Genomic DNA, 24,974 nt, shown 5'->3' with positions numbered 1-24,974 from the left:
ATTACTGCCACCAGAATAGGGCCAAAGGGTGTGGAGGAGTCAGCAGTGGGCGCAGGACGTTCAGGTGGTGGTGTGGCTGTCTCGGTGGTGATCCCGACCCGCAACGATGCAAGGATGCTGGAGGCATGCCTGGAACTGCTGTCCAGGCAAACCAGGCCCGCGGACGAAATCATCGTGGTGGACAATGCCAGTACTGACAACACCGCCGGCATCTGCAGCGCTGCCGGCGTCCGGCGCATCCCCGTGGATGTGCCGGGCATTCCGGCCACGGCCGCTGCCGGTTTCGACGCTGCCACCGGAGACATCATCGCCCGGCTGGATACGGACTCCAGGCCGCCGGCCGACTGGCTTGAACGCATTGAGGCCGAACTGGCCGCGGCAGACCATCTGTCCCTTGTCACCGGTCCCGGGGAATTCTATGGCGCGGGCCGCTGGGTCTGGTGGGCCGGGAAGCATGTGTTCCTGGCCGGCTACTTCAGGGCCGTCGGATTCCTCCTGGGCCATCCGCCCGTGTACGGCTCGAACTTCGCGCTGCGCCGGGACGTCTGGCAGGAAATCGGCGGCCACTTGGTGCGGACCAACGCCGATGTTCACGACGACCTTGATATCTCCTACCATCTTCGCCCCGCCATGACTGTCATCTATGACCGCACCCTCACGGTCGGCGTCTCGTCGCGCCCGCTTACCAGCTGGGCGTCCTTCCGCCGCCACATGGACATGTCCCTGACGACTTTCCGGGTCGAGTTCAAGGAGGAACCGCCGCTCCGGCGCCGGCTGGACCGCCTGCGGGCGGAGCGCCTGCAGGCATAGGCCGACGACGGCGGGCAGTTATCAGGCCGGGCCGTCGTCCTTGGAGTACAAGGCAAGAAGGTCGCGTGCGAATTGATGCGGCGACGTCTCGGATGGACTGTGCCCTCCGCGGTAGACAGCGATCCGTGCCCCGATGGCCTGCGCAAACAGCCGGTGAAGCTGCAACGGCCATAGATCATGCTCGCCCACGGCAACGAACTTCGGGAGCGCCGCGTCTGCCAGGAGGCCGCGGAGGTCGGGGACGTTCTTCATCAGCACGTAGATGTCCCGGACGGAGGCCCGGCGGGTGAAGCGGAAACGGTAGTTGACGAACCGCTGCCGGCTCCGGGGCACCCGGACGAAGCTCCGGCGGATGCCCCAGATGAGCACTGCTGCCCCGATCCGGCCATTCGCCCAGCTGCTGAAACGGCCAATCCGGCTCACGCCGCGGAAACTCTGCCCGGGCTCCGGCGGGCAACTCAGGAGGGTGAGTGAAAGGAACGCTTCCGGCCGCACCGAGAAGGCTATTTGCACGACGATTGCGGCAAACGAGTAGCCCACCACGTGTGCTGGTTTTCCTGCGGATTCCAGGACCGCAAGGAAGTCGTCGACGAAAAGCCCATAGTCGTAGTGCCGCCGTGGAGGCACCAGGTTTTCCGGCCCTGCCCCCGCCGATTCGTACTGGCCCGCCATGTCGTAGCTGAGCACAAAGTATCCTGCATCAGCCAGGTCCGGCATCATCAGCGAAAAATCCTCTTTGGAGCCGGTGGCACCCGGAACCAGGATAATCCAGGGGTCGGCGGGGTTGCCCATGACCCACGCCGCAAGGTGCCCGCTCGGGGCCTGGATCCGCATGGCCCGCGAACCCGGCGGCGGGCTGGCCCAGTCAATGTCTCCCAGCCCGGCATCCAGCAAGGCGGCTGCGTCAACGCGGGCGGAGCCGAAATCCTCGGGGCTCACCCCCAACGGTGCCTGATCCTTGGCTCCCATGCTCCAAAGATAACGCCGACGGCTGCCTTTTAGAGAGGGGCGTGCATGCGGGGGTGCTGGGCGACTTTCCCGACGAAGGCATGCAGCCTGCGGTACACCTCCTGGGATTCCGCGAAACGGTAGTCCTGCTGCCAGGTGTGCTCAGTGTTGGCGTTGGACCATTGGTAGATCAGGGAGTCCACCGGAACGCCGTGTTCCTCAAGCCTGGCGATGAAGTTGACGTTGGCCTCATAAAAGAAATCACGTTCCGAGGTAGTGACAAATACTGGTGGGAACCGGCCGTCCAGCCATTCAATCGGCGACATGAAGCCGGCCGCCGCCCTCAGCCGTTCAACAGCTTTGCGCGTTGCGAAAGGGCTTCGGATCCTGCCGCGCCCGGGGCCAACCGGCGGCAGCAGCATCCGGACGAAGTTCAGGCTCATGACGAAGCCGCTCTTGAAGAAGACCGAAAAATCAACCACGCTGCAGTGCTGCACAAGCCCCTTCAAGCGGTGTCCCGGCAATGCGGGGTGGAGGGAATAATGGGCGGCGAGCTCGGGCCGCAGCGTTGCAGCCGTGAGCAAAGCTGCGATCTGCCCGCCGGCGGAGTCGCCGCCCAGGACCACGCGTTCGGGATCACCCCCGAAGTGCCCAATATTGCTGTCCACCCACCCCAGCGCGGCATTGGCGTCATGGAGCACATGGCCCATATGGAACCGGGGTGACCTGCGGTAGTTGACGTTCACCACCACCATTCCGCCGGCCGCCTGGTTTGCGCAGTACTTGGTGAGGGCCGACTTGTCCCCGGATGTCCACCCTCCGCCGTGGAAATAGACGTACACGGGCAGGACCTCACCGTGGCCGGCCTCGGTGTTCCGGGGTGTGATGACGTCAAGCTGGTGCTCGCTGGCATCATCGTCCAGGTAGCTGATGTCATGGTGGTAGTAGACGTGGGTGAGCGGGTCCCGGTTGAACCTGGCGCGCTCGCTGGAGCTCACGCTCATCATCAGAAGCCGCCAGGTCCACACGGGTACGCGACGCAGTAGTTTCCGCGCCCGCTGTGCGAGCGCGAAGGCGTTCCGTGAATGGACCGATCCGGTCATCCCTCAATGGTAGGGCCAGCCGATCAAACCTGCAGAAGCGGAATGGGTTGCCTGGCCGGTGCTTAGGGCAGTTCAGCCGTTGTCGGTAGGTGCGGCACGGTGATCCACCGCGGCCGTCAGCTGGTCGATGCGTTCAAGCGCCGACGTGAACTGCTGGACAGCCGCCCAGAGTGCCGGATGCTGTTTCCGGACCTGGTCCAGCGTGGCACCGGCAGACCTCAGGGTGGCGAGGTCGAAACTGACATTCGTGCGTGCCCCCGCCACCGCTGCCCTCAGGGCACCGAATCCGACGACGACATCGGCTATGAGGGCCGGGTTCCCATGGGCAGCAAGCCAGCCAAGGTCATCAATGGCAGCAACAGCCCGCTCACCCAGCACGGCAGAGGCTTTGGCCGCATCAACGGAGGCCTGGTGTATCGCCCGGTCCCGTTCCGGGCCCCTTTCGAGCCGGAAGGCGGCGCCGAACGCTTCGGAGGCGGCAGCATCGTCGTCGGCCAGCTTAAGGGCGGCCTCCCGCAGCGCGCCTGCACGCGCGTGGAGGGCGGCGAGGTCCGCCCGCTGGTGCTCTTCCGGTTCGGTATAGCCCGCAACCATTGAGGCCAGTGACGCCGCCATGGCCAGCATCACCCCCGTCCCGGCCCCTCCCCCGGGCGAGCCCTTTGATTCCGCCAGCGCGCGGGTCCATTCCTCGACGGTGGAGCGCTGGGTGGTCACAGCAGCCGAATCAGTCATGCCACCAAGTGTGCCCTGTCCCCGGCCCGTACGTCGCCGCCGTCGTCATCTACTGCGGCGGCCCGTTCAGCACCGTGGGAATGTATTCGAGCAGCTGCAGCCTTCCGTCGAACGTCCGGCTGTCCACCAGCTGCAGGGCGACGTCGGGATAGCCGTCATAGATCCGCTCCCGTCCGGTCCTCCCGGTGATCACAGGGAAAACCACCAGCCGGAACCTGTCCACCAGGCCTGCTGCCAGCAGCGACCGGCACAGGCGCAGGCTGCCAAGGGTGCTCAGGGACCGGGTGCCGGTCCGCTTCATCTCCGCCACTTCCGCAACGGCGTCGCCGTTGACCAGCTCCGAGTTCGGCCAGTGCAGCGGCCCTTGGAGCGTGGAGGAGAAGACGACCTTCGGCACTGCGGCAAGGCCCGTGAGGCTGGCCCCCTCTTCCTCGGAAAACGCCGAGCCGCCGGCTGCGGCCTCGGACATGCCGGACATGAGCCGGTAGGTGTTGGCACCGAGGAGGTACGTACGGTCTTTCGTTCCCTCCTGGTCCAGCCAGGCCAGGTATTCCGGCCCCTCCAGGCCCCACCAGCCGGGCCAGCCCTCCGCGGAGGCATATCCGTCAAGGGAGATGATGAAGTCAACCAGCAGCTCTGCTGATGGCGCCTCCGTGGTTGCCTCGCCCATGGCCGTCTCCTTTATGGCAGGTGCCGGCCATGCTATCCCCGCAGCGATCGGGCCTTCAAGGCCCCGGGCCAACCTAGGCGATGCGGCCTGTGTGGCCAGGGCGGACGGCCGGGCATCTACACCCGGGCGTACTCCCCCTCCGCAGGCTGGCATGAGATCATGTGCGGATGGAACGCATCCAGCGGATCCGCCCCGAAGGGCTCGTCTCCAGCCCGGCCTTCAGCCACGTCGCCATTGTTCCGTCCGGCGCCACCACCATTTATGTTGGCGGCCAGAACGCCGTCAATGCCGATGGGACGCTCGTTGGCGAGGGGGACGTGGCGCTGCAGGCTTTCCATGCCTTGGAGAACGCCAAGATTGCCCTGGCCGCAGCCGGCGCAACGGTGGGCGACGTCGTGGCGTGGACTGTGCTCTTCGTGGACGGCGTCGATCTTGCGGCAGCCTACGGAGCAATCGCGCCGGAACTCGCGTCGGAGGAGCCCGCCCTGGTGACCGGCGCCCGTGTGGCCGGGCTGGGCGTGCCCGGCGCGTTGATCGAGATCAGCGCAGTTGCCGCCGTCCTTCGATGACCCACCCCCAACCGTCCCTAAGGAAGCCATGAGCAGCGTCACGTGCGATCTGACCGTATCCCTCGACGGATTCCTCGCCGGCCCGAACCAGACCCCGGAGAACCCGTTGGGCGAGGGTGGTGAGGACCTGCACCGGTGGCAGTTCGAAGAAGCAGAGGCCAACGCCGACGCGCTCAAGGGCATCCTCTCCGCTGGTGCCTACATCATGGGCCGCAACATGTTCGCCGGTCCCGGGGCGGGGCCGTGGGATGAGGACTGGCGTGGCTGGTGGGGCGAGGAACCGCCCTACCACGCTCCCGTCTTTGTCCTCACGCACCACCCGCGGGCACCCCTGGAGATGGAGGGTGGCACCACCTTCAATTTCGTCAGTGAAGGCATCGAATCGGCGCTGGCACAGGCGCGCGAGGCTGCGGGCGGCAAGGACGTCGCCGTTGCCGGCGGCGCCAAGACGGCCCGCCAATACCTTTCGGCCGGGCTGGTCGATGAGTTGCGGCTGCACATCGCGCCGCTGATCCTGGGCGGGGGCGAGCGGCTCCTGGACGGCGTCGGGAACCTGAAGCTGGAACCGACGGAAGTGCGGGGAACGCGCCTGGTCACGCATGTGCGCTACCGCATGATCCGGTAGGTGCTACCTTCCCCCTTCAATTTTGCGGCTCCGTTGCTCCTGCGCCATGGGGCCGTAGGGATAGACGCCTGCCTGGGGCTCACTGGCCTGGGTCAGCCGGCTTGTTTCCTCGGTGGTGAGCTCCACGTCCGCGGCAGCAAGGTTGTCCGCGAGCTGTTCGGTGGTCCTCGCACCCAGGATCACCGACGTGACGGCCGGCCTGTCAGCCAGCCACGCCAGCGCTACCTGGGAGGCGCTAATTCCGCGGGCCGCGGCAATGCCTTCCACGGAGTCGATGACGGCCCACGTACGGGGGTTGTCATTACGGGCCTTCCAGGCCTCCATGCCGCGCTCGGGGTTCTCGCCGAGGCGCGTGGCACCTGTGGGGGCCTGGTCCCTTTTGTATTTGCCGGACAGCCATCCGCCGCCCAGCGGAGACCACGGCAGCAGGCCAATCCCCGCGTCGAGCGCAGCCGGAACAATCTCGGATTCGATCTCGCGGACCAAGAGGCTGTACTGGGGCTGCAGGGTTATCGGCGGGTTCCAGCCGTGGGCCAGGGCAACGTGGACGGCCTTGGTCAGCTGCCACCCGAGGAAGTTGGAGAAGCCGTAGTAGGCGATCTTCCCGCGGCTGACGGAGTCTTCCAGGAAGCGCAGCGTCTCCTCCAGGGGTGTGATCGGGTCCCACGCGTGCAGCTGGTAAAGGTCGATCTGCTCCACTCCCAGTCGGCGGAGGGAATCGTCCAGGGCGCGGGTCAAACGGCGGCGGGACGTTCCGACGTCGTTCGGTGACGTCCCCATCGGAAAGCGGCCTTTGGTGGCCACCACCGCCCTGTCCCGCTCCTCCGGCCGCCTGGCAAGCCAGCGGCCGATGATCTCCTCGGAAACGCCGGTGCTGTAGACGTCGGCTGTGTCGATGAAATTGCCGCCCGCGGCGAAATAGCTGTCCAGTATTGCGTGGGACGACTCCTCGGTGGCCTCCGCACCGAAGGTCATGGTTCCCAGCGCGTAGGTGGAAACGACGGTGCCGCTGCGGCCCAGGGTTCTGTATTGCATGGTTATCCTCGTGATCAGTTGGCGGTGGAATCGACATTCAAGGCGGCCGCGTCCCGGGTGGTGGTGCGGATCCGGTAGAGGCTGGTGGTGGCGGTGATGTAAAGGTCCTGGCCGTCCGGGCCCCCAAAGCACAGGTTCGCTACCGTCTCAGGCACGGCGATGGTGGCCAGGAGTTCGAAAGACGGGGAATAGACCCGGACTGCGGGTCCGGCAGAGGTCCAGATCCTGCCGTGGACGTCAACACGGAGGCCGTCAGCGGCGCTGCCATCTTCAAGCTCGACGGCGGTTCCCCTGCGGCTGCATACGCCGCGGCTCACGTCGTAGGCAACGATCCTCAACGGAACTCCGTGGCTTGGACCTGCTGTGTCAGCAACGTAAAGGACCGACTCGTCAGGCGAGAAGGCCAGGCCGTTCGGGTACACGAGGTCCGTGACCACGGCGGTGAGGGTGCCGGAAGCAGGCTCGAAGCGGAATACGTAGCAGCCGCCATACTCCTGCTCACCCTCGTGCCCCTCCGTGGTGCCCGGAAGAATCCCGTAGGGCGGATCGGTGAACCAGATGCTGGAGTCACGCGAAATCACGACGTCGTTCGGTGAGTTCAGGCGGTGGCCGCGGAAGGAATCCACCAGCCCGGTCACGGTGCCCTCGTCGTCGCGCTCGACGCGGCGGCGGCCGTGGCTGCACTGGACAACGCTGCCGTCGGCGTCGAGGGTCCGTCCGTTGGTGAACTCAACGCCTACCGCATATTCCCTGGTGGTTCCCGTGGCCGCATTGAATTCGAGGATGCGGTTGTTCGGGATATCACTCCAGCGCACAGTACGGGAGCCGCGCACCCAAACAGGCCCCTCGGCCCAGACCGAGCCCGTGAACAGGCACTCCAACGGGCCTTCAGTCAGTCCATCAGCCATGTGGGCCCCTTCGCGTTTCCGGCATGCGCCCGCGCCGGAGCGTCCAGCGGAACCGGCCTGCGGGTGCACATTACGGGAAACAATAGCGCGCCCGTGTTCGGACGGATGGGAACGTCCAGGCGCGTGGCCTCCATGTCGCCGCAGTGCGCGCTGCCGCCGTGCCCCTTGGGGAACTGTCCCCTGGGGATTTAATCCGACCCGGTAACGCGGGAGTAACGCCATTGGACGTAGACCTAGCGCCATGTGGAGTGCGGTTCCTGCCTGCACTGCCACGACATGCGCTGCAGTCAGCCGCTGCGCCACAAGCTCAGACCCAAACGTGGAAAGGCCGAGGAGCCCAGGATGTCCAAGCTACCCAACCAGAAGATCGTTATTTTGCGCGCCCCCTCCCTGGGCGCAACCCGGGACCCTTTCGACGGACCGGGAGCCGCCCCGGGGCTCGAAAGCGCCGCCCAGAACATGGCTGAACGCGCCGTGGCCCTCAGGGTGGAGCAGGACGAGGACCCCTCGAATGCCACCATCACTGCGCTGCGGAACGATCCCACAGTCCTCGGCTTCGCTCCCGCCATGCCGATGAAACTCATCGAACCCCTTGCGGCGGATGCCGCCCCGGCCGCGGCCGCAACGTGGGGTGTCAAGGCTGTGGGCGCGGACACCTCTCCGTTTACGGGCGCCGGCGTCACCGTCTCGGTCCTGGACACCGGTATCGACGCGGACCATCCGGCCTTCGCCGGCGTCAACCTGGTCACGAAGGACTTCACGGGCGCGGGCAGCGCCGAGGACGACAACGGCCACGGCACCCACTGCGCAGGAACCATCTTCGGCCGCGACCTCTCGGGCCAGCGGATCGGCGTCGCGCCCGGCGTCCAAAAGGCGGTGATCGGCAAGGTCCTCGGAGGTCCGAACGGCGGCAGCAGCGACATACTTGCCTCCGCGATGCTTTGGGCTGCCGACAACGGTGCCCACGTCATCTCGATGTCCCTGGGAATGGACTTCCCGGGGTGGGTGGACGAGCTGGTCAAACAGAACGGCCTGTCCATCCCCGCGGCCACGTCAATAGCCCTTGAAGGCTACCGGGCCAACGTCAGGCTCTTCGAGCAGCTCGCCAACCTCCTCAACGCCCGCGCGTCGGTCGCGCAGACCACAGTGGTGGTGGCCGCTGCCGGAAACGAAAGCGAACGCAACGGCAACCCCGCGTACGAGATCAACGTTGCTCCGCCGGCGGCGGCCTACGGGATCACGTCCGTTGCTGCCCTGGCTGATGGCGCCAGCGGGCTCACTGTAGCCCCCTTCTCCAATACGATGGCGACGGTAGCCGGTCCCGGCGTCGGGGTTTTCAGCGCCTGGCTCAACGGCGGCACCAAAACCATCAGCGGGACCAGTATGGCGACGCCCCACGTGGCCGGCGTGGCGGTGCTCTGGGCCGAAAAGCTCCTGGCGCAGGGCCCTCTCAGTCCAGTGCTCCTGCAGGCGAAACTGATCGCCTCGGGCACGTTCCGGCCCCTGGCGGCGGCCACGGATCCGGTGGACGTGGGCGCGGGCCTGGTCCAGGCACCAACGAATGCCAGTTAGGGTGACCACTTGCCCTTGACGCACCCCGCAGAAAAGCCATCCCCCACAAGCACTGAAGGAGCGGACCGATGGTAATACCGGAAGATGTGCTCGCCGCCACCCAGGAGCGGTTCCAGGCACGCGAGGTCCCGCGTGCGGGAACGGAAGAAAAGATCGCGGCGGCGCATACTCCGCAGGGAAGCATCCTCGACGTGGATGCCCCGGAACGGGTGGAGCTCCGTTCCCGGCGGGTCCTGCGCCAGCCGGTGGTCATGGACGCGTTGAAGGCGACGGCGGACACCTCACCTGCCGAACGTGGCCAGGTTCGGGAAGATCAGCTGCTGGAACGGATCATCGGCGGAAACAACCTGCTGGGCATCGCCTTCCTGGAACTGGGGACGGCGGTCTCGCGCAGTGTGGGCCGGGTCATCGTCCGCGACCGGTTCCAGGTCCGTTCCTTCGGCACCGGTTTTATGATCTCGCCGCGCCTGGCCCTGACGAACAACCACGTCCTGCCCGACGCTGAATCCGCCCGTTTCTCCCGGCTGGAGTTCAATTTCCAGAACGGCATCAACGGCCTTCCCCTGGCAACATCGCAGTTCGACCTGGAACCGGATACCTTTTTCCGGACTGATCCGGGTTTGGATGTCACCGTGGTGGCGGTGGCCGCGAAGTCCCGGCCCGAGGGAACTGCGGCGCCGGTGCCGCTGGCCGGATTCGGCTTCAACCGCACCACCAGGGAACAGGGCAAGATCCTGCTGGGCGAGTCCATCAACATCATCCAGCACCCTGAAGGCCAGGAGAAACAGCTTGCATTGCAGCAAAACGAACTCCTGGACCGGTTCGACCAGTTCCTGCACTACCACACCGACACGTCGCCGGGTTCCTCTGGCTCACCGCTCTTCAACAACCAGTGGGAAGTCCTGGGCCTTCACCATTCCGGAGTACCCGCGCGCAACGAAGCCGGCGAGATCCTGACCGTTGACGGCACGGTGTGGGACAAGACCCAGAATGAGCTGAAGATCCACTGGATCGCCAACGAGGGCATCCGGATCAGCAGTATCCTGGCGTGGCTTGAGAAGGGCGCGGACGGCATGAACGAGGCAGAACGTGCCCTGCTGGGCGAGGTGCTCAACCCGCCCTCCCCGCCGGCAGTGCCGCACGTCCCTGTGGGCGAAGTGCCGCAGGTCCCTGTCGGCGAAGTGCCGCAGGTCCCGGGTGGGGAACAGCAGGCCGAGGTCCGCGTTCAACCCGTGCCGGAACAGGCCGCCGCCGGGGACGGGGCCGTTTCCCTGACTATTCCATTGCACATCACGGTACGGCTCGGCGCGGTGCAGGTTGCCCAGGGACCGGCGGCAGCCGGCCAAGGCCGCACCATGGTGCCGGACGCCGTTGCCGAAGAGGCTGTGGCAATAGATCCTGACTATTCCGGCAGGAAGGGGTACGATCCCGGCTTCCTGGGCACGCCCGTGCCTTTGCCGATGCTCACGGCCGAGCAGCGCGCGGATGCCGCCCGGAACCGTCACGCCGCAGACGGGCAGGACCCGGCAGTGCTGAACTACCACCACTTCAGCCTGGTAATGCACCGCACGAGGCGCCTGGCCCTTTACACCGCCGTGAACGTGGACGGCCGGCTCAGCCAGTCCCCCAAGCGTGATCGGGACAAGTGGTACTTCGACCCGCGCCTGGACAAGTCCGAGCAGACGGGCGACGAGCTCTATGCGGACAACGACTTCGACCGGGGGCACCTGGTCCGCCGCCTCGATCCGGCGTGGGGCCCGGACAACGTTGCCCGAGCGGCCAATGACGATACCTTCCACTTCACCAACTGCTCGCCCCAGCACAAGAAGTTCAACCAGGGGGCGTCGTTGTGGGCCGGCCTGGAAGATTACCTGCTGGACACGGCGAAGGCCGAAGGGCTGAGGCTCACGGTATTTACCGGCCCGGCCTTCACCGCGCGCGACCCGGACTTCCAGGGAACCCTGATCCCACTGGCCTTCTGGAAAATACCGGTGTTCCGGCGGCCGGACGGCAGCCATTCAGCGAGTGCCTACATGATCAGCCAGCATGAACTCGTGGAGGACATACTCCGGGAAGCGTTCACCCCGGCCACCTTCCAGGTCCCCATCCGCAGGGTCAGTGAACTTACCGGCCTGGACTTTGCCCACCTGTTCGACTGGGATCCCATGAACGACCAGTTCACGCCCCTCCCCAAGGCGCAAGAGGCACTTGCCACTCCCACCCCGGCCCGGGAACTCCATAGCTTCGAGGACCTGCAGCTCTAGCCGGCGCTTCGGCGTCGGGCCGGGCCTGCGGGGGCGGCGGGGGCCGGCGGGTGCGGACCTGACCAGCGCGGAGGGCTCCGCCAGGCGGTAGCGAGCACGATCGACGGCGGGCGCGCACCGCCGTCGAACGCCTCCTGTCCAGGCCGTGGGGGCTGTTGGTCAACCCACCAGCGCCGACTGCGTTTTAGGCGACGCCCGCCGTGCCCTGTACGCGTGGCCGAGCGCGACCAGCCCGAAGCGGGCCCCGAAAACGCAAAGAGGCACGGCCCCGTACTCGAGCGGGAACGCTCCGGGCACGATCGGGGCATCGTCGCGGCGGTCGATCGAGGCGAGGGCCCGGCAAGGGCGTCTGGCCTCTGCCTATCGTCGCCTGCATCGGGTCCCAAGCAGGCTAGGAGGCGGCGACCCGCCCCGCCCCGCGCCGCCCCGCGGGATGTTTCCCGCGGGCAGGCAGTCCTTAGCCCTGCGCAGGCTCCTCAGGGTCCCCGGCACGGGCAACGGACCGGCGAATTCCGACGATCCTGACCGCGACTCCCGTCAGGACCAGGCCGATTCCCACTGCCATCAGAACCCAGACCGGCACGGAAGCGGAATCGATGTTCCGGTAGCACTCGGTCGCAAGCCCCACAGTCTGTCCCTGAGCGTCGGAAATTTCAGCCGCACCGCTGTGCGGGAGCAGCGGGCTGCCGCACAGCGGCCCCACTGCTTTCAGGCCGATGACGATACTCAGCAGCTGCAACGCGAACCCGACTGCGATGGTCAGAATCCAGCCGCGCCGCTGGCTGAGCTCCTGGTTGATAGTTTTGGTCGTACTTTCCGGATCTTGAACCGCCATGTTCAGAGCTTAGTGCGACTCCCCCGGCCGGGGTGCTGATGCCGGCTGAGCGGTCACTACTTGGGTCTGCGGATCGTGCTCCAATGCTAATGCTGGCGTTCCGGCCACGATCACACTGGACCGCTCCCAAGGCCGGTCTTCGAGCAGGAAGGGAGTTTCTTGTTTTTCCCACTCCCTGTGCAGGTCCTCTTCCGCTTTACCATCCCGTGCCAGGAGTCGACGTCGTGCTTCAACGATGCCGCACTGCACCCAGATCGAAGCGTCGATCAGGCTGGAAAGCGCCTGGCGGGATGAACCACTCCCTTCCACCCACACCACGGAACACCCGGCGGGCAGGGCGATGGCACCTTCGCGTCCCCGGTCCACCCAGCCCGGCGGACGATAGTGGACTGCTTTTCCTTGAAGCAGGGGTACGAGGACACCTTCCCGGAGTTCAGCGGCCCAGTCAAAGAACGAGAGATGACTCGACCTGCCAAGGTCCCGCATCGGGTTCGCCGACGTCCGGCCTCATATCCAATAGTTACCTCGGCTTCGCATATCGGTCCTGATCAAAGCTCGTCAGAGTGAATGGGTAGCGGGCAAAATCCTCGAGCGCCTGTGGCCGCTGGTGCAGGAACTCCTGTAGCGCGTCGGCGGCCCTCCCGCTTCTTCATCTTTGCGTAGGCCTCCATGGCAAATGAAGAACACCGTCGATGCCCGTTTCCTCGGGCAGGTCCAGATTGCCAGGATCGGCACCGGTTCTCCTTGGCCGCTTGCCACCTTCTGCACCTGCTTGCCGGCAGTTGCGGCCATGCGTTTTCAGAGATCGTCTTCGGGGCGGGCAGCGAGGATCCGATTGGCCCTGACCTGAAGGATGCTGAGCGACTCCTGGATCAGGGGCGATGCGATACTGCCCCTGCGCACCGCGGCGACAATGCGGCGCGCGGGCTTCCCTTTGCCGGCAATGCGCAACCGAACCACGTTTTCGGCACCTCGCAGGGGTGCCAGCCGCGGCAGCAGCCCCACGCCCAGCCCCGCGCCAACGAAGGCGATCTGGGTTTCCCATTCAACGGCCTCATGGGCAATCCGCGGTGTTACCCCCACTGCCGTGAACGCCGCCGTGAAGAGGGAATGGTAGGTGGATCCGGCCGCCTCCGTGATCCAGGGTTCCGACGCCAGCTCTTCGAGCGTCACTGTTTCCCGCGATGCCAACGCATGGTCGGAGGGGATGATTACATCCAAGGGATCGTCAAGCAGGACCGTCTGCTCGAAGCGCGGATCGTCTTCAACATGGGTGTCGGACTGCATGGCGATGATGACCGCGAGGTCGATTCGCTCGGCAACCAACAAGTCGAAGCAGCGGGCAGGATTGGCCTCAAGTACCTGCACCTCCAGCAGGGGTCGTGTTGAGCGCAGGGTGGCGGCCAGCGGCGCAAGCAACTGGGCTGCCGCCGTCGAGAATCCGCCCAGGCCAAAACGGGCCGGCACTTGGTCGCCAGCCTCCATGGCCGCGGCGCGCAGGCTCTCCCAATCCGCAATGAGGGTGTCCGAGCCCGCAACAAGGAAGCGGCCCGTGGCGGTCAGCCGCACACCACGGCCGTCCTTCGTCAGCAGCTGCATTCCAAGCACGCGCTGGAGCTCCCGCAGTTGCGCGGAGACGGCGGAGGGGGAATACCCGGTGAGTTGCGCGGTTGCGCCAACGGTGCCGCACTGGGCAAATACCCTCAGGGTGATAAGACGAGGATCAATCATGCACCTATTGTGCACTGTTATCTCCCAAATCTTGCGCTTTTGTTGCAGGCCGGACATCCCTAATCTCTTGACTACAAAGTTCTCGAGGATCCGGTTGCGCCCGCCAACCCGGGCACTCCCCGAATCGCGCACTTACCCAGCCCTCCCGGGAGGAAACCCATGTCTGTTTCAGTAAACGTTCCCCTCAACTCACGCGGAAAACTCGCTTCATCATTGCCTGCGGAGCAGCTGGCGGAAATCACCGAACTGTTCACTTTCCGGCGCAAGGGATATTCCCTCGATGCCCCGTTCTACACAGAGCCGGCTATTTTCAAAATCGACATGGAGGCCATCTTTGGCCAACACTGGATCTTTGCCGCCAGCACTGCCGAACTCCCGGAGCCGGGCGACTACGTCACCGTCGACTACGGGCCCTACTCCCTGATCGTGCTGCGCAACGACGACGGCGGCGTGAACGTCCTGCACAACGTGTGCCGACACCGCGGCGCCCGCGTCCTGACTGAATCCGCGGGGTCAACGGGAAACCTGGTGTGCGGCTACCACTCCTGGACCTACTCACCCAGCGGCGATCTGATCCACGCCTCGGCACCGGGAGAAGCGAAGTTCGACAAGAGCTGCTTCGGCCTCAAGCGCGCCCACGGCCGCGAGGTCGCCGGCCTCATCTTCGTGTGCATTGCTGATGAGCCGCCGACGGACTTCGACGAAACCTCAAAGATCTTTGAGCCCTACCTCGCCCCCCACGATCTATCGAAGACGAAAATTGCCTACCAGCAGAACATCATCGAAGAGGGCAACTGGAAGCTCGTCATGGAGAACAACCGTGAGTGCTACCACTGCGACGGCCACCCTGAGCTCGCCTGTTCCCTCTTCCCCACCTGGGGCCTGACGGAGGGCCTGATCCCGGCCCATCTTGAGGAAGTGTGGGACCGGAATAAGGAATCACAGTCCTCGCTCGAGGAGCGTTGCCGCCGCTATGGCCTTCCCTACGAGGTCGTCGAGGAACTCGATACACGCATAGCGGGAATCCGTATCTCGCGGGAAGCTCTTGACGGTGACGGCGAATCGTTCTCACCCGATGGGCGCCGGCTTTCCAAGAAGCTGCTCGGTGACTTGCCGGACTTCCGCCTTGGCCGCTGCTCGATGCACCTCCAGCCCAACAGCTGGTTCCATTTCCTCGGCGACCACGTCATCACGTTCGGGGTCTTCCCCATCAACGAACACCAGAGCCTCGTACGCACCACCTGGCTGGTGGCTGACGACGCCGAAGAAGGCGTCGATTACGATCTGGAAAAACTCACCTACACCTGGAAGCAGACAAACCTGCAGGACAAGGCGTTCGTGGAGCTGTGCCAGCAGGGTGCCGGCAGCCCCGCCTACCAGCCCGGCCCGTACATGAAGAGCGAATACCAGGTGGAAGCATTCATCAACTGGTACGTGCAGCGCGTTCAGGAGCACTTGGCATGACCGAACTCCTTACTGAGATGACCATCCAGGAAGCCCCCGAACCACAGCGCATTCGCGGTCTGGAGATGCCGTGGAACAGGGTGATGGGCAGCACCGAGGCACCTGCCCGCGCCGCCCGCGCATTGGGTCCGTGGCATCCCCAGGAGTTCATGGCCGAATGTGTCGAGACCGTACCCGAGGCTGGCGGCATGATGACTTTCGTGTTCCGCCGCTGCGACGGTGCGCCCTTGGCGTTCCGCGCAGGGCAGTACGTGAATATCGCCTTTCCCGTGAACGGCGAGGACCAGGATCCGGTGGACCGCAGCTACTCGCTGTCCAGTTCGCCCACTAAGCCCTGGACCTTCAACATCACAGTCAAGCGTGACCACACGGGACTGGTCTCACCGTGGGTGCACGAGAACGTCAAACCCGGCACCGTCCTGGACATGCTGGGTCCCGTTGGAGCCTTCCACCTGCCCGACGCCGACCGGCGGGCACGGTACCTCTTGCTGGCCGCCGGCGCAGGCATCACTCCGATCATGTCCATGGTGCGGACAATCCACTCCCTGCCGGGACAGGCGAATGTCGTGGTGCTTTACCACGGGGCGGAGGCAGGAGAATTTGCCTTCCACCAGGAGTTGGCCTACATCGCCTCCGTGGACTCCCGCATCAAGGTCTTCTACTCCCTGGGCGACCGCAGCAAGCCCGAGGGATGGGAGGGGCTCAGGGGAAGGCTGACGACGGCGATGCTCGACGAGGTCGCCCCCGACGCCAACGGCCGCCAGGTCTATGCCTGCGGCCCGGAGGGTTACCTGAACACAGCCACCGAACTCCTCAAGAAGGTGGGTGTCGATGACACCTCCATTTACATGGAATTCTTCTCGGGAGACCGCAAGATGCTCCTTGAATACCAGGCAGAGATCGCGCTTGCATCGGACATCGCGGAGGAAATCGCCGAGGAAATCGCCGATTCCGCCGAGGAATACTATGAAAGCCAGCCCAGCGCGTTCGGGCTCTACGAGCCCGGCTACGACGCCGGGGGAACCTTGCAGGCCACGGGGCTGCCGCTGGAAACCGTCGACCCGGAAGCACCGGCCCCCGATAGCACCTCGGACGCACCGGCGGAAGCGGGGACTCCCGATGCCTCAAGCTTCAACACCGTGGGAACGGGAAGCCTCACCCTGTCCTTCCTTCGCACGGGCATCAATGTGCGGGTGGACCCCGACGAACACATCCTTGGAGTGGCGCAGCGCGCGGGAGTCAGAATCGGCGCGAACTGCAAGGAAGGCATGTGCGGCTCCTGCAAGGTTGTCAAGCTTTCCGGGGAGGTCGAGATGAACCACCAGGGCGGGATTCGGGCGCGCGAAATCGATGCAGGCAAGTTCCTGCCGTGCTGCTCCACCGCACGGACCGACTTGGTGATCGATGCCTAGCCGCTTCCTACTGTATAAAGCCGGACAGCATTCAAGTGCGGAATGCCCTATGTGGCGTTTCACTTGCTGCCGGTGGATCCGCGGGTGAAGATGGGGCTCAGATCAGGTGACGAGGGCTTGGCGGACGGCACCCTCGAAAAAGCAAGGTCGGCCATCTCCACACGGGTGGTAAAAGCGCCTCTTAACGTCCCGAGAGACTCCCTGTCGTCCCACATGAACAGGCACCGGTTTGGCATGATGGCGCAGGACCGCCGGCAGTGATGGCGCCGGGAGGACAAGGTTCTGGAACGATCAAACCCATGTTCCCTGAGGGTGACCGGCACATGTCCGGGGTCGTCTTCTCCGAGTTCAGTCCGGCCGTTGGATGGGCCCTCGCAGCGGTGGTGGCCGCAGACAGGGCGGCGGCCTCGCTGATCGCATGCCGTCCTGAGAAGCGTTTGCGCCAGGTAGTTGCCTAGGACAGCCGCGACAGCACTGCGGCTGCGAACTCCGCAGTGGTGGCGGTGCCCTTCAGGTCCGGCGTAGCAGTGCCGTCTGCGAGCGTGCCCTCAAAAGCCAAAGTCAGGGACCGGGCGGCCTCCGCCTCACCGAGGTGGTCGAGCATCATTGCCGCGGCCCACAGAGCGCCTACCGGATTGGCGATGCCCTTGCCGGCAATGTCCGGAGCAGAGCCGTGCACGGGTTCGAACATCGACGGGTGCCGCCGCTCCGGGTTGAGGTTGGCGCTGGGTGCAATGCCGATGGACCCGGCCACACCAGCTACGAGGTCCGAGAGAATGTCCCCGAACAGGTTCGACGCAACGATGGTCCGGATGCTCGTCGGCTTCATCACCAACCGTGCCGCCAGCGCGTCAATGAGCACCTTTTCGACGACGACGCCGGGGAACGCCTTGACCGTCTCCGCCACCACTTCATCCCAGAACGGCATGGTGTGGATGATGCCGTTGGACTTTGTTGCAGAGACCAGCCGACCGTCGCGTTCGCGGGCAACGTTGGCGGCATAGTGCGCCGCCCGGGCGATGCCGCGCCTGGTGAAGACGCTCTCCTGAACCGCGAACTCGCCGTCGGTTCCGGCGCCGAACCTTCCTCCGATCTGGGAGTACTCGCCTTCAACGTTCTCCCGTACCACTACGATGTCCAGGTCCTCGATGCCGGGCATGGCACCGACAACGCCGGGCAGCAACCGCATGGGCCGGAGGTTGATGTACTGGTCAAACTCCCGGCGGATGGGGATCAGTAGCCCCCAGAGGGTGACGTCGTCGGGCACATCCGGTGTCCCGACGGCTCCCAGGTAGATGCCATCACCGCTGCTCAACTGCTCTATTCCGTCGACAGGCATCATGCGGCCCGCCTTGCGGTACAGGTGGCTGTTCCAGTCGCGGACCCGCCACCGGACGTCGAAGTCGTAGATACCCGCGACAGCGTCGACGCACTGCATCGCGACGTCGGTGACATCCACGCCAATGCCGTCACCGGGAATCGCATCGATAACATAACTGCGGCTCATGCACATCCAATCGTTCGTGGTATTCGAAGAGCATATGCGGCTGTCCAGGCGCGCCGCCTCAATGAATCACGACCCGTCCAAATTTAGGGACCGGCAATGCCGAACCTCCGCTTGATCCTCCGCCAAGTACCACCAGCAGGCCGACGTCACGAACTTGGAAGCCATACCGGTCAACGACCCAAAGCGCGTCCTCGAGGCGGGTCAGCAATTCCGCATGCGGCGGGCGCGGCGTCACTGGCATCACCTGCGCCGGCCGCGCCCCACACCGGTCATGCGACAGTCCCAGAGCTGACCAGCGCATGTGAGAGGGAAAGGGCGGGAGCAGCTCGCCCTTTCCCTGTGGTGTTACGGGTTGAGGCTATGTCCTTCCGCATCAAGGTAGTCGCGCCAGGATCGCTTCGGCGTCCAGCCCAGCATCCGTTGCGCTTTGGCGCTCGAGATCCCCGAAGCATCGGTACGCCATAATTCGCGCAGTTCGATTGAGTCGCCGTAGTACTTGTTCAGAACCTCGGCGAAGTCATAGCCACCCACATTGTCAGGGGAAGCGATGTAGAAGACCTCGTGTCCGGGCAGGTCTGACCCGGTAGCCAGGACGATGGCGTCGGCGAGGTCGTAGACATCGATGTAGCTCCACAGGTTGGGGCTTAGGACCGAGGGGTCGCGGACCTGCGGTCCGAGGTTTGTCTCGTAGTTGTCCTCGAATTGGACCCAGCTGGGTCGAATGGAAATGCAGCGGATGTCAGAGCGGGCGATTGCGGCGTCCATGAGCTGCTCACCGAAGTGCTTGGAGAGCGCATAAGGGTCCTGCGGGCGGATCGGGTGCTCCTCGTCCACGGGTGCGTAGTCAGGGAGGAAATCGCGCTCGGGAAAGAAGAACCCCGGGACCGTCTCACTGGAGATGTAAACGAAGCGCTTCACGCCAAATCGGATGGCGGCCTCAAGAACATTGAAGGTCGCCATGATATTGGTTTGGAAGACCACGTGAGGCGGATGACCAGTCGGTTCTGGGATGGCAGCGACGTGTACGACGGCATCCGCTCCGCGAACGACGGCGTAGGCCTCCCCTGCGTCGGTGAGGTCCGCCATCGTGTACCTCGGGGTGCCCTCAGGCTTGCGCTCATAGCCGGGACGAGTCAGATCGGTGGTGAGTACTTCGTGTCCGGCGTCGATCATCGCCTGGGTGGTGGCACGACCGACCTTTCCATGAGCGCCAGTGATAAGGACCTTCATGTTGTCTCCTAGATGGGTTCGGGTTTGTGCAGGGATGAGTGTGCCTCCCGCACCCTCAGCTGGTTCTCGTCGCAGGCCTTCCTGATCGGTTCCAGGATGCCTCGGGAGCTACCAATGTCGTTGAATAGCTGTGTGGGCCGGGACGGCCTGGCCGTCGCTGTCCAGGCAGACCACCGATACTGCTGCGGTAGTGCCGGCGAGGCCTCCTGCGGCGCTGCCCACGGGTAGCGCATGACGGAGGGGTTAGCGGGCGTTGAGGAGGTGTTCGATGGCGAGCTGGTTGAGGCGGACGAACGCGAATGAGCGTTCGGCGGCCTTGTCGACGTTGAAGTCCTCGAAGGCGGTGGCGTCCGCGAGCAGGTCCGCGGTGGTTTCACCGGCGGCGAGGGTGCTTTCGCCGAGTTCGAAGACGCCGGAGGTGGCCAGGGCTTCCTGGACTTCGGGGTCTGCGCGGAAGGCGAGGGCGCGTTCCTTGAGGAGCAGGTAGGTGGCCATGTTGGCCTTGGCTGATTCCCAGACGCCGTCGTAGCCGTCGGTGCGGGAGGGCTTGTAGTCGAAGTGCCGGGGACCCTCGTACCGGGGGCCGCCGCCGGGGAAGCCGTTTTCGAGCAGGTCCACGGTGAAGAAGGCGCTGGTGAGGTCGCCGTGGCCGAAGACGAGGTCCTGGTCGTACTTGATGCCGCGCTGGCCGTTGAGGTCGATGTGGAAGAGCTTGCCGGCCCAGAGCGCCTGGGCGATGCCGTGGGTGAAGTTCAGCCCGGCCATCTGCTCGTGCCCCGTTTCGGGGTTCAGGCCCACGATGTCGCCGTGCTCGAGCTGGGCGATAAACGCCAGGCCGTGCCCGACGGTGGGGAGGAAGATGTCGCCGCGGGGTTCGTTGGGCTTGGGCTCCAGGGCGATACGCAGGTTGTAGCCCTTGTCCTTGATGTAGGCCGCGGCGGTGTCCACGCCTTCCTTCATCCGGTCCAGCGCGGCGGCGAGGTCCTTCGAGCCGTCGTATTCGCTGCCTTCACGCCCGCCCCACATCACAAAGGTTTCGGCACCGAACTCGGCGGCCGAATCGATGTTGCGCAGCACCTTGGCCAGGGCGAAGCGGCGGATCGAGCGGTCGTTAGAGGTGAAGCCGCCGTCCTTGAAGACCGGGTGGCTGAAGAGGTTGGTGGTCACCATGGGCACCCTCAGGCCGGTCTCGGCCAGGGCTGCCTTGAAGTTCTTCAGGATCAGGTCCCGCTCCGAGGCGCTGGCGTCGAACGGAACCAGGTCGTTGTCGTGGAACGTGATGCCGTACGCGCCCAGCTCGGCCAGGCGGTGCACCGCCTCGACGGGGTCCAGGGCGGCACGGGTCGCGACACCAAACGGGTCCGCGCCGGTCCAGCCCACAGTCCAGAGGCCGAAGGTGAACTTGTCAGCAGGGGTAGGGGAAATAGCCATGATGCGTCCTTGCACTCGTGAGATCGCCGTCGTTCAAGCTTTAGTTTACCGCCTGAACTATATAAGCTGGATGGGTTGGGGTCAATGGGCCGTTGCTGGATCGCCAGTGCTGCTGTTTTGTTCCTCTCGACGTTCCGCTGCCTTGGCTTGCGGCGAGCGGCAGATGCAGCTCCACAGTGTCTGGTTGGCACCCGCCCGCTTGACAGGGATACTCGTACAAATTGACCGAATAGACTGCGGGTCCTGGCGCCGCGGCAAGGAGACCTGCAGTGTTAAGAATCGGAATTTTGGGCGCAGCAGGCATAGCGCCTGCGGCAGTCATCCGGCCAGCTAGCCGGCGAACTGACGTAGAGGTCGTCGCGGTGGCCTCCCGCCGTACAGAGTCTGCACAGCAGTTCGCCGAGCAGCACCGCATTGGCCGTTTCTACGGCGATTACTCCGCTTTGATGTCCGACCCCGGCGTTGATTTGGTCTATAACGCGTTGCCACCCTCCGAGCACGCCAAGTGGTCGATCGCCGCTTTGGAAGCAGGCAAGCACGTGCTCTGCGAGAAACCCTTCGCTCTGAATGCTGATGAGGCTGCACGAATGCTGGAGGCTGCGCAATCGACAGGTTACCGCCTCATCGAAGCCTTTCATGACCGGTATCACCCCCTAAGCGCGGAACTCGATGCCGTCAAGGCCTCCGGCGCGCTCGGGGAGATTCTGACGCTGACCGCAGACTTTTCCAGCTCGAATCCGTTCGATCCCGCGTCCCTGCGACACGACCCGAGACTGGGAGGAGGATCGCTGATGGACCTCGGCTGCTACCCGGTTCACTGGGTGCGGGCGTTCATGGGCGAAGAACCAACGGTGGTCCGAGCCAGCGGGTCGCTCAACCCCCTTGGCGCGGACCTGAGCGTGGCGGCCGACCTCGAGTTTCCCTCAGGAGCAACAGCGCTCATCACCTCAGCAATGCTGGAAGAGCCCGGGCACCTGAACTCATCCCTCGAAGTGGTGGGTACTCAAGGGAAACTCGTCGTCAAGAATCTGGTCTTTCCTTCCAGGGGGCACTCCATCTCCCTGAGCCATAACAGGCTGGACCGCATCTGGACCGTACGAGGCTTTGAGACCTACGACCACCAACTCGAGGCCATAGTCCATGGTCTTCAGTCAGGCCAGGAGGTGCTCACTGAGGGCTCCGACAGCCTTTTCAACATGAAGGTCATTGACGGAATCTACGCTGCCGCGGGTTTCGGCCCTGTGAAGTGACGGTGCACCTTCCCGGCAGTGGCATGCCCGGAGAGCACGGCAGAGAAACCGAGGCTTCCCTCCGCATCACCCTCCCAACCACCAGCAACCCACAAGCCAAATCGGCCGCCGTCGAACATGCTCGACTCCCGGTCCTTGCCGAGCGATGAAGACTGCCTCGTCACCAACTCCCTTTTGACATGCCCTCAATAGGACGCGCAACCTCGAAGCCTGGCACGCTGTACTCCAAAATGACATAGACCACGGACTGTCCTTCCGGACCCCCAATTTGCGACCAACGGTGCAATGTCCCATCCGGCCCCCATCGACCAGGAGATCTCTGAACCGCGTGGCTACTACGTCGCCATGGTTAGTTGGCCTTGGAACCCCGCGCCGTCATTGCCCGCCGCGTGGTCAACACTTGTCGGCTGGCCGAGGCGATCTGATTCGAACTGGTCGAGGCCGGGCGTCGAGCCTGTTTAGCTGCCCGGGAACGGTACTGCCAAACGCCCGCCCTTCAGTTCCTGGCTTGAGTTGAATCACTCATGGGGAAGGAGCCGAACAGGTACTGCGTCTAGTCCGGCTGTCACTGAGAAACGTCCAGTGGCTGGGCCGGCGGTTACGGAATAATCGCCGAAGAATCCCTCAACTTCGACACGCCCGCTGAGGTCGGTGCGTGCTGTTGTCGGCGCAGTCCACCAGTCACCCTTTATGAGTTCGTGGAGGGCCCTGTACGACGGTTTCAGGGTTCCGTCGGAGCGCACCAACCCGCCAGGGGCCCCGAGCCAGGCGCCGTTATCGGTCAAGCCCCAGTAGTTGATTGCCTGGACGGCCGGATGCGAAACGAGGGAGCGATAATGACGCCTAATCTCGTCTGCCTGGCGTTCTTCGTCTTCCGGAGTGCTGGGCCACTCGGATACGCGGTAGTCGTTGAGGTCGGTGATCTCGGATGGCATGAGGTGTCCAGAGAGAATGGTGCTCTCGGTCATATGGATCGGCAATCCATACCGCGCGAAGCGGTCGACTGTGGACAGGATTTCGTCTTCTCCGCGGTAACCCTGGTGCATGTGCGTCTGCAGGCCGATCGCGTCGATCCGGATCCCGGCTTCCAAAGCGCCCTCAATGAGACACTCGTAGGCCGACGATAGGTCGAAGTCGTTGATGAGGAGAGTCGCCGACGGATTGGCGCTGCGCGCCTCTTCAAAGGCCATTCGGATCATCTGGATGCGGCCGCGGTCATAGGCGAGACGGGTGATGCCGTTGTCTTCGCGGTCGAACACCGGCATGATGACGACCTCGTTGATGGCGTCCCAGGTGTCGATGAGTCCTGCAAAATCTGTCACGTCCCGACGGATCCGCTGGCGTTGGACCTGTTCGATTTCGTCCAGGGGCAGACCGAGGAGCCAAGGGGCCGTGACCGTGTGCCAGACCAGTGGGTGGCCTTTGACCGTCACGCCCCGTTCGGCGAACCACTGGGCGGTCGTTCTAAGCCGCTGGGTGTCGGGGCGCCCGCGCTTCGGTTCGAAACGGCCCCAATAGAAAGGCAAGGTTGCCGTATTGAAGAGGTCGAGCCAGAGGCCGGACAGATGGGCGAGCTGGTCGATGTCCGCGCCGCCAAATGCCTCAATCTCTGCGGCCGAAAGGTCCTCAGACGCTTCGCCATTGGCGAGGGGGATAAAGTCGAAACCTATGTTGCCGAAGGCAAACTCATGGCGTGTCTGCTCAATCACGACGTCGGCGTCCCTCAGGGGACTTCCGTCGGCGGCCATGATGGCCAGGGACACGCGGCGCCGCCTATGCGACATGCTTGGATCGGCGGTTTGGGCGGGTGCACTCATGCTGTACTCCTTGACGGGTGTAGGGGCTTTTTTGACTGCGCGGGCCGAGTACGCCGCCCGCCGCGGCGGAGTGGCCGGAAGCTTGTCAGTGGAGGATTTCCGAAAGAAATCGTCGCATGAGCCGATCATCATCCGGTCCGCCTGCCTCATGGCCGTTGTACGGCCAGACCTGGATTTTTTTCTCTCCGGCGTAGGCGTTGAAGGCGGCGAACACGGTGGACGGCGGGGTGATCAAGTCCATCAGCGCTACCGAAAAGTAAGCAGGGTGCCTCGCCCTGGCCGCGAAGTTGACGCCGTCGAAGTAACTGAGGGTCTCTTGGACGATGTCGATGTCCTGTCGGTGGGTTGAAAGGTAGTCGCCGACTTCTCGGAACGGGTAAGCGTCCGTGATCGTAGTCGCGCGGGGAAAGTCGCAGAGGAAAGGCACGTTCACGGCGACGGCGGACAGGTCCGGGACGAGTGCGCCAACGGCCAGTGCGATGGCCCCTCCCTGGCTCCCTCCGGTGACCGCGATGCGATCCGGATCGATGAAGGGTATGGTGCGTGCTGCATCGACGGCGCGCACACCGTCCGTCATGAGACGCCGGTAGTAGTAGGTCTCCTTGTCTTTTATTCCCTTGGTCATGACCCCCGGTACTTGGGGGCCGGATGCACCCGCCGTGTCCGGAGTGTCCCCGATTGACCATCCTGATCCTTGGCCGCGGGTGTCCATCTGGAAGTGGGCGAAACCTGCAGAGGCCCAGAAAAGGTTTTCCCAAGGACGTCCCCGTCCCCCGCCGTACCCCATGTACTGGACGATGGCGGGCAGGGGCCCGGACGCGGACTTCGGGGTTCGCAGCCAGGCCTTGACCGGTTCGCCCCCGAAGCCCGGAAAGGTGACGTCGTAGACATCAAGGGTTTCCAGGCCTTCCGCTACAGCTTCGATCACGGTATCCCCACCCGCCTGGCGGGATTCCTCTAGGGTCTGTTCCCAGAACGTATCGAAGTCGTCGTTGCATGTCTGGGAGCTCTTGTAACTCCGAAGCTCAGCTTCGGGCAGATCGTTGTACATGGGCGTCCTT

At 64.4% G+C, this 24,974-nt stretch carries 22 protein-coding genes; 9 read left to right on the top strand and 13 right to left on the bottom strand.

What is annotated here, in order from left to right:
• Positions 1 to 45 precede the first annotated feature (45 nt).
• Positions 46 to 810, top strand: coding sequence for a glycosyltransferase family A protein (locus KTR40_RS08635; RefSeq protein WP_228405882.1), 765 nt, complete (start codon positions 46 to 48; stop codon positions 808 to 810).
• 21 nt (positions 811 to 831) lie between these two features.
• Here KTR40_RS08635 and KTR40_RS08630 read toward each other — a convergent pair whose 3' ends face one another.
• The 4 genes from KTR40_RS08630 to KTR40_RS08615 form a co-directional block, all read right to left on the bottom strand.
• A complete protein-coding gene (locus KTR40_RS08630; protein WP_228405881.1) occupies positions 832 to 1,779 on the bottom strand; it encodes an alpha/beta fold hydrolase in 948 nt (315 codons plus the stop codon).
• Positions 1,780 to 1,808: 29 nt separating this feature from the next.
• The gene (locus KTR40_RS08625) at positions 1,809 to 2,861 is read right to left on the bottom strand and encodes an alpha/beta hydrolase (protein ID WP_304940896.1); all 1,053 of its coding nucleotides are present in this window, start codon (positions 2,859 to 2,861) and stop codon (positions 1,809 to 1,811) included.
• Positions 2,862 to 2,933: 72 nt separating this feature from the next.
• On the bottom strand, positions 2,934 to 3,593 hold the full coding sequence (locus KTR40_RS08620; RefSeq protein WP_228405880.1) for a cyclodeaminase/cyclohydrolase family protein: 660 nt from the start codon (positions 3,591 to 3,593) through the stop codon (positions 2,934 to 2,936).
• Between the two features lie 49 nt (positions 3,594 to 3,642).
• A complete protein-coding gene (locus KTR40_RS08615; protein ID WP_228405879.1) occupies positions 3,643 to 4,263 on the bottom strand; it encodes a dihydrofolate reductase family protein in 621 nt (206 codons plus the stop codon).
• A gap of 167 nt (positions 4,264 to 4,430) precedes the next feature.
• On the opposite strand from KTR40_RS08615, the gene KTR40_RS08610 reads away from it, so the two are divergent.
• Both KTR40_RS08610 and KTR40_RS08605 read left to right on the top strand, forming a co-directional pair.
• On the top strand, positions 4,431 to 4,832 hold the full coding sequence (locus tag KTR40_RS08610) for a RidA family protein (protein WP_139029065.1): 402 nt from the start codon (positions 4,431 to 4,433) through the stop codon (positions 4,830 to 4,832).
• A 28-nt stretch (positions 4,833 to 4,860) separates the two neighbouring features.
• Positions 4,861 to 5,457 (top strand): dihydrofolate reductase family protein, encoded by a 597-nt coding sequence (locus tag KTR40_RS08605; protein ID WP_228405878.1) that lies wholly within the window; start codon positions 4,861 to 4,863, stop codon positions 5,455 to 5,457.
• A gap of 3 nt (positions 5,458 to 5,460) precedes the next feature.
• On the opposite strand, the gene KTR40_RS08600 is transcribed toward KTR40_RS08605, so the two are convergent.
• Positions 5,461 to 6,492 (bottom strand): aldo/keto reductase, encoded by a 1,032-nt coding sequence (locus KTR40_RS08600; RefSeq protein ID WP_228405877.1) that lies wholly within the window; start codon positions 6,490 to 6,492, stop codon positions 5,461 to 5,463.
• Between the two features lie 14 nt (positions 6,493 to 6,506).
• Positions 6,507 to 7,400: an SMP-30/gluconolactonase/LRE family protein gene (locus tag KTR40_RS08595; RefSeq protein WP_228405876.1), complete on the bottom strand. Its 894-nt coding sequence runs from the start codon at positions 7,398 to 7,400 to the stop codon at positions 6,507 to 6,509.
• 342 nt (positions 7,401 to 7,742) lie between these two features.
• On the opposite strand from KTR40_RS08595, the gene KTR40_RS08590 reads away from it, so the two are divergent.
• The gene (locus tag KTR40_RS08590; RefSeq protein WP_228405875.1) at positions 7,743 to 8,972 is read left to right on the top strand and encodes a S8 family serine peptidase; all 1,230 of its coding nucleotides are present in this window, start codon (positions 7,743 to 7,745) and stop codon (positions 8,970 to 8,972) included.
• 68 nt (positions 8,973 to 9,040) lie between these two features.
• A complete protein-coding gene (locus tag KTR40_RS08585; RefSeq protein WP_228405874.1) occupies positions 9,041 to 11,236 on the top strand; it encodes a DNA/RNA non-specific endonuclease in 2,196 nt (731 codons plus the stop codon).
• Positions 11,237 to 11,693: 457 nt separating this feature from the next.
• On the opposite strand, the gene KTR40_RS08580 is transcribed toward KTR40_RS08585, so the two are convergent.
• On the bottom strand, positions 11,694 to 12,071 hold the full coding sequence (locus tag KTR40_RS08580; RefSeq protein WP_139029059.1) for a hypothetical protein: 378 nt from the start codon (positions 12,069 to 12,071) through the stop codon (positions 11,694 to 11,696).
• A gap of 798 nt (positions 12,072 to 12,869) precedes the next feature.
• Positions 12,870 to 13,802, bottom strand: coding sequence for a LysR family transcriptional regulator (locus KTR40_RS08575; protein ID WP_139029058.1), 933 nt, complete (start codon positions 13,800 to 13,802; stop codon positions 12,870 to 12,872).
• Positions 13,803 to 13,961: 159 nt separating this feature from the next.
• On the opposite strand from KTR40_RS08575, the gene KTR40_RS08570 reads away from it, so the two are divergent.
• The 3 genes from KTR40_RS08570 to KTR40_RS08560 all read left to right on the top strand — a co-directional run bounded on the left by KTR40_RS08570 (position 13,962) and on the right by KTR40_RS08560 (position 17,136).
• A complete protein-coding gene (locus tag KTR40_RS08570) occupies positions 13,962 to 15,266 on the top strand; it encodes an SRPBCC family protein (protein WP_139029057.1) in 1,305 nt (434 codons plus the stop codon).
• A complete protein-coding gene (locus KTR40_RS08565) occupies positions 15,263 to 16,678 on the top strand; it encodes a ferredoxin reductase (RefSeq protein WP_228405873.1) in 1,416 nt (471 codons plus the stop codon). The genes KTR40_RS08570 and KTR40_RS08565 overlap by 4 nt, the downstream gene beginning before the upstream one ends.
• Positions 16,679 to 16,977: 299 nt before the next feature.
• A complete protein-coding gene (locus tag KTR40_RS08560; RefSeq protein ID WP_228405872.1) occupies positions 16,978 to 17,136 on the top strand; it encodes a hypothetical protein in 159 nt (52 codons plus the stop codon).
• On the opposite strand, the gene KTR40_RS08555 is transcribed toward KTR40_RS08560, so the two are convergent.
• The 3 genes from KTR40_RS08555 to xylA all read right to left on the bottom strand — a co-directional run bounded on the left by KTR40_RS08555 (position 17,133) and on the right by xylA (position 20,846).
• Positions 17,133 to 18,185 (bottom strand): isocitrate/isopropylmalate family dehydrogenase, encoded by a 1,053-nt coding sequence (locus tag KTR40_RS08555; protein ID WP_228405871.1) that lies wholly within the window; start codon positions 18,183 to 18,185, stop codon positions 17,133 to 17,135. The genes KTR40_RS08560 and KTR40_RS08555 overlap by 4 nt on opposite strands.
• A gap of 345 nt (positions 18,186 to 18,530) precedes the next feature.
• Positions 18,531 to 19,358 carry an NAD(P)-dependent oxidoreductase gene (locus KTR40_RS08550; RefSeq protein ID WP_255708886.1) on the bottom strand — a complete coding sequence of 276 codons (828 nt, stop codon included), beginning with the start codon at positions 19,356 to 19,358 and terminating at the stop codon, positions 18,531 to 18,533.
• A 300-nt stretch (positions 19,359 to 19,658) separates the two neighbouring features.
• Complete coding sequence (gene xylA / locus KTR40_RS08545; RefSeq protein ID WP_228405869.1) at positions 19,659 to 20,846, bottom strand: xylose isomerase; 1,188 nt, start codon at positions 20,844 to 20,846, stop codon at positions 19,659 to 19,661.
• Between the two features lie 269 nt (positions 20,847 to 21,115).
• Between xylA and KTR40_RS08540 the strand changes: the two genes are divergently transcribed.
• Positions 21,116 to 22,096: a Gfo/Idh/MocA family protein gene (locus tag KTR40_RS08540; RefSeq protein ID WP_228405868.1), complete on the top strand. Its 981-nt coding sequence runs from the start codon at positions 21,116 to 21,118 to the stop codon at positions 22,094 to 22,096.
• A gap of 518 nt (positions 22,097 to 22,614) precedes the next feature.
• On the opposite strand, the gene KTR40_RS08535 is transcribed toward KTR40_RS08540, so the two are convergent.
• Positions 22,615 to 23,913 (bottom strand): endo-1,4-beta-xylanase, encoded by a 1,299-nt coding sequence (locus KTR40_RS08535; protein WP_228405867.1) that lies wholly within the window; start codon positions 23,911 to 23,913, stop codon positions 22,615 to 22,617.
• An 85-nt stretch (positions 23,914 to 23,998) separates the two neighbouring features.
• The gene (locus KTR40_RS08530) at positions 23,999 to 24,964 is read right to left on the bottom strand and encodes an acetylxylan esterase (RefSeq protein WP_228405866.1); all 966 of its coding nucleotides are present in this window, start codon (positions 24,962 to 24,964) and stop codon (positions 23,999 to 24,001) included.
• Between the last annotated feature and the right edge of the window lie 10 nt (positions 24,965 to 24,974).

Source organism: Pseudarthrobacter sp. L1SW (assembly GCF_020809045.1).
In the GTDB taxonomy this organism is placed as follows: domain Bacteria; phylum Actinomycetota; class Actinomycetes; order Actinomycetales; family Micrococcaceae; genus Arthrobacter.
This window is presented reverse-complemented; position numbering and strand designations above follow the sequence as displayed.

Coding starts and splice junctions, on each gene's coding strand:
- KTR40_RS08630 (WP_228405881.1), bottom strand. CDS start 1,779: ATGGGAGCCAAGGATCAGGCACCGTTGGGGGTGAGCCCCGAGGATTTC.
- KTR40_RS08625 (WP_304940896.1), bottom strand. CDS start 2,861: ATGACCGGATCGGTCCATTCACGGAACGCCTTCGCGCTCGCACAGCGG.
- KTR40_RS08620 (WP_228405880.1), bottom strand. CDS start 3,593: ATGACTGATTCGGCTGCTGTGACCACCCAGCGCTCCACCGTCGAGGAA.
- KTR40_RS08615 (WP_228405879.1), bottom strand. CDS start 4,263: ATGGGCGAGGCAACCACGGAGGCGCCATCAGCAGAGCTGCTGGTTGAC.
- KTR40_RS08610 (WP_139029065.1), top strand. CDS start 4,431: ATGGAACGCATCCAGCGGATCCGCCCCGAAGGGCTCGTCTCCAGCCCG.
- KTR40_RS08605 (WP_228405878.1), top strand. CDS start 4,861: ATGAGCAGCGTCACGTGCGATCTGACCGTATCCCTCGACGGATTCCTC.
- KTR40_RS08600 (WP_228405877.1), bottom strand. CDS start 6,492: ATGCAATACAGAACCCTGGGCCGCAGCGGCACCGTCGTTTCCACCTAC.
- KTR40_RS08595 (WP_228405876.1), bottom strand. CDS start 7,400: ATGGCTGATGGACTGACTGAAGGCCCGTTGGAGTGCCTGTTCACGGGC.
- KTR40_RS08590 (WP_228405875.1), top strand. CDS start 7,743: ATGTCCAAGCTACCCAACCAGAAGATCGTTATTTTGCGCGCCCCCTCC.
- KTR40_RS08585 (WP_228405874.1), top strand. CDS start 9,041: ATGGTAATACCGGAAGATGTGCTCGCCGCCACCCAGGAGCGGTTCCAG.
- KTR40_RS08580 (WP_139029059.1), bottom strand. CDS start 12,071: ATGGCGGTTCAAGATCCGGAAAGTACGACCAAAACTATCAACCAGGAG.
- KTR40_RS08575 (WP_139029058.1), bottom strand. CDS start 13,802: ATGATTGATCCTCGTCTTATCACCCTGAGGGTATTTGCCCAGTGCGGC.
- KTR40_RS08570 (WP_139029057.1), top strand. CDS start 13,962: ATGTCTGTTTCAGTAAACGTTCCCCTCAACTCACGCGGAAAACTCGCT.
- KTR40_RS08565 (WP_228405873.1), top strand. CDS start 15,263: ATGACCGAACTCCTTACTGAGATGACCATCCAGGAAGCCCCCGAACCA.
- KTR40_RS08560 (WP_228405872.1), top strand. CDS start 16,978: ATGTTCCCTGAGGGTGACCGGCACATGTCCGGGGTCGTCTTCTCCGAG.
- KTR40_RS08555 (WP_228405871.1), bottom strand. CDS start 18,185: ATGAGCCGCAGTTATGTTATCGATGCGATTCCCGGTGACGGCATTGGC.
- KTR40_RS08550 (WP_255708886.1), bottom strand. CDS start 19,358: ATGATCGACGCCGGACACGAAGTACTCACCACCGATCTGACTCGTCCC.
- xylA (WP_228405869.1), bottom strand. CDS start 20,846: ATGGCTATTTCCCCTACCCCTGCTGACAAGTTCACCTTCGGCCTCTGG.
- KTR40_RS08535 (WP_228405867.1), bottom strand. CDS start 23,913: ATGAGTGCACCCGCCCAAACCGCCGATCCAAGCATGTCGCATAGGCGG.
- KTR40_RS08530 (WP_228405866.1), bottom strand. CDS start 24,964: ATGTACAACGATCTGCCCGAAGCTGAGCTTCGGAGTTACAAGAGCTCC.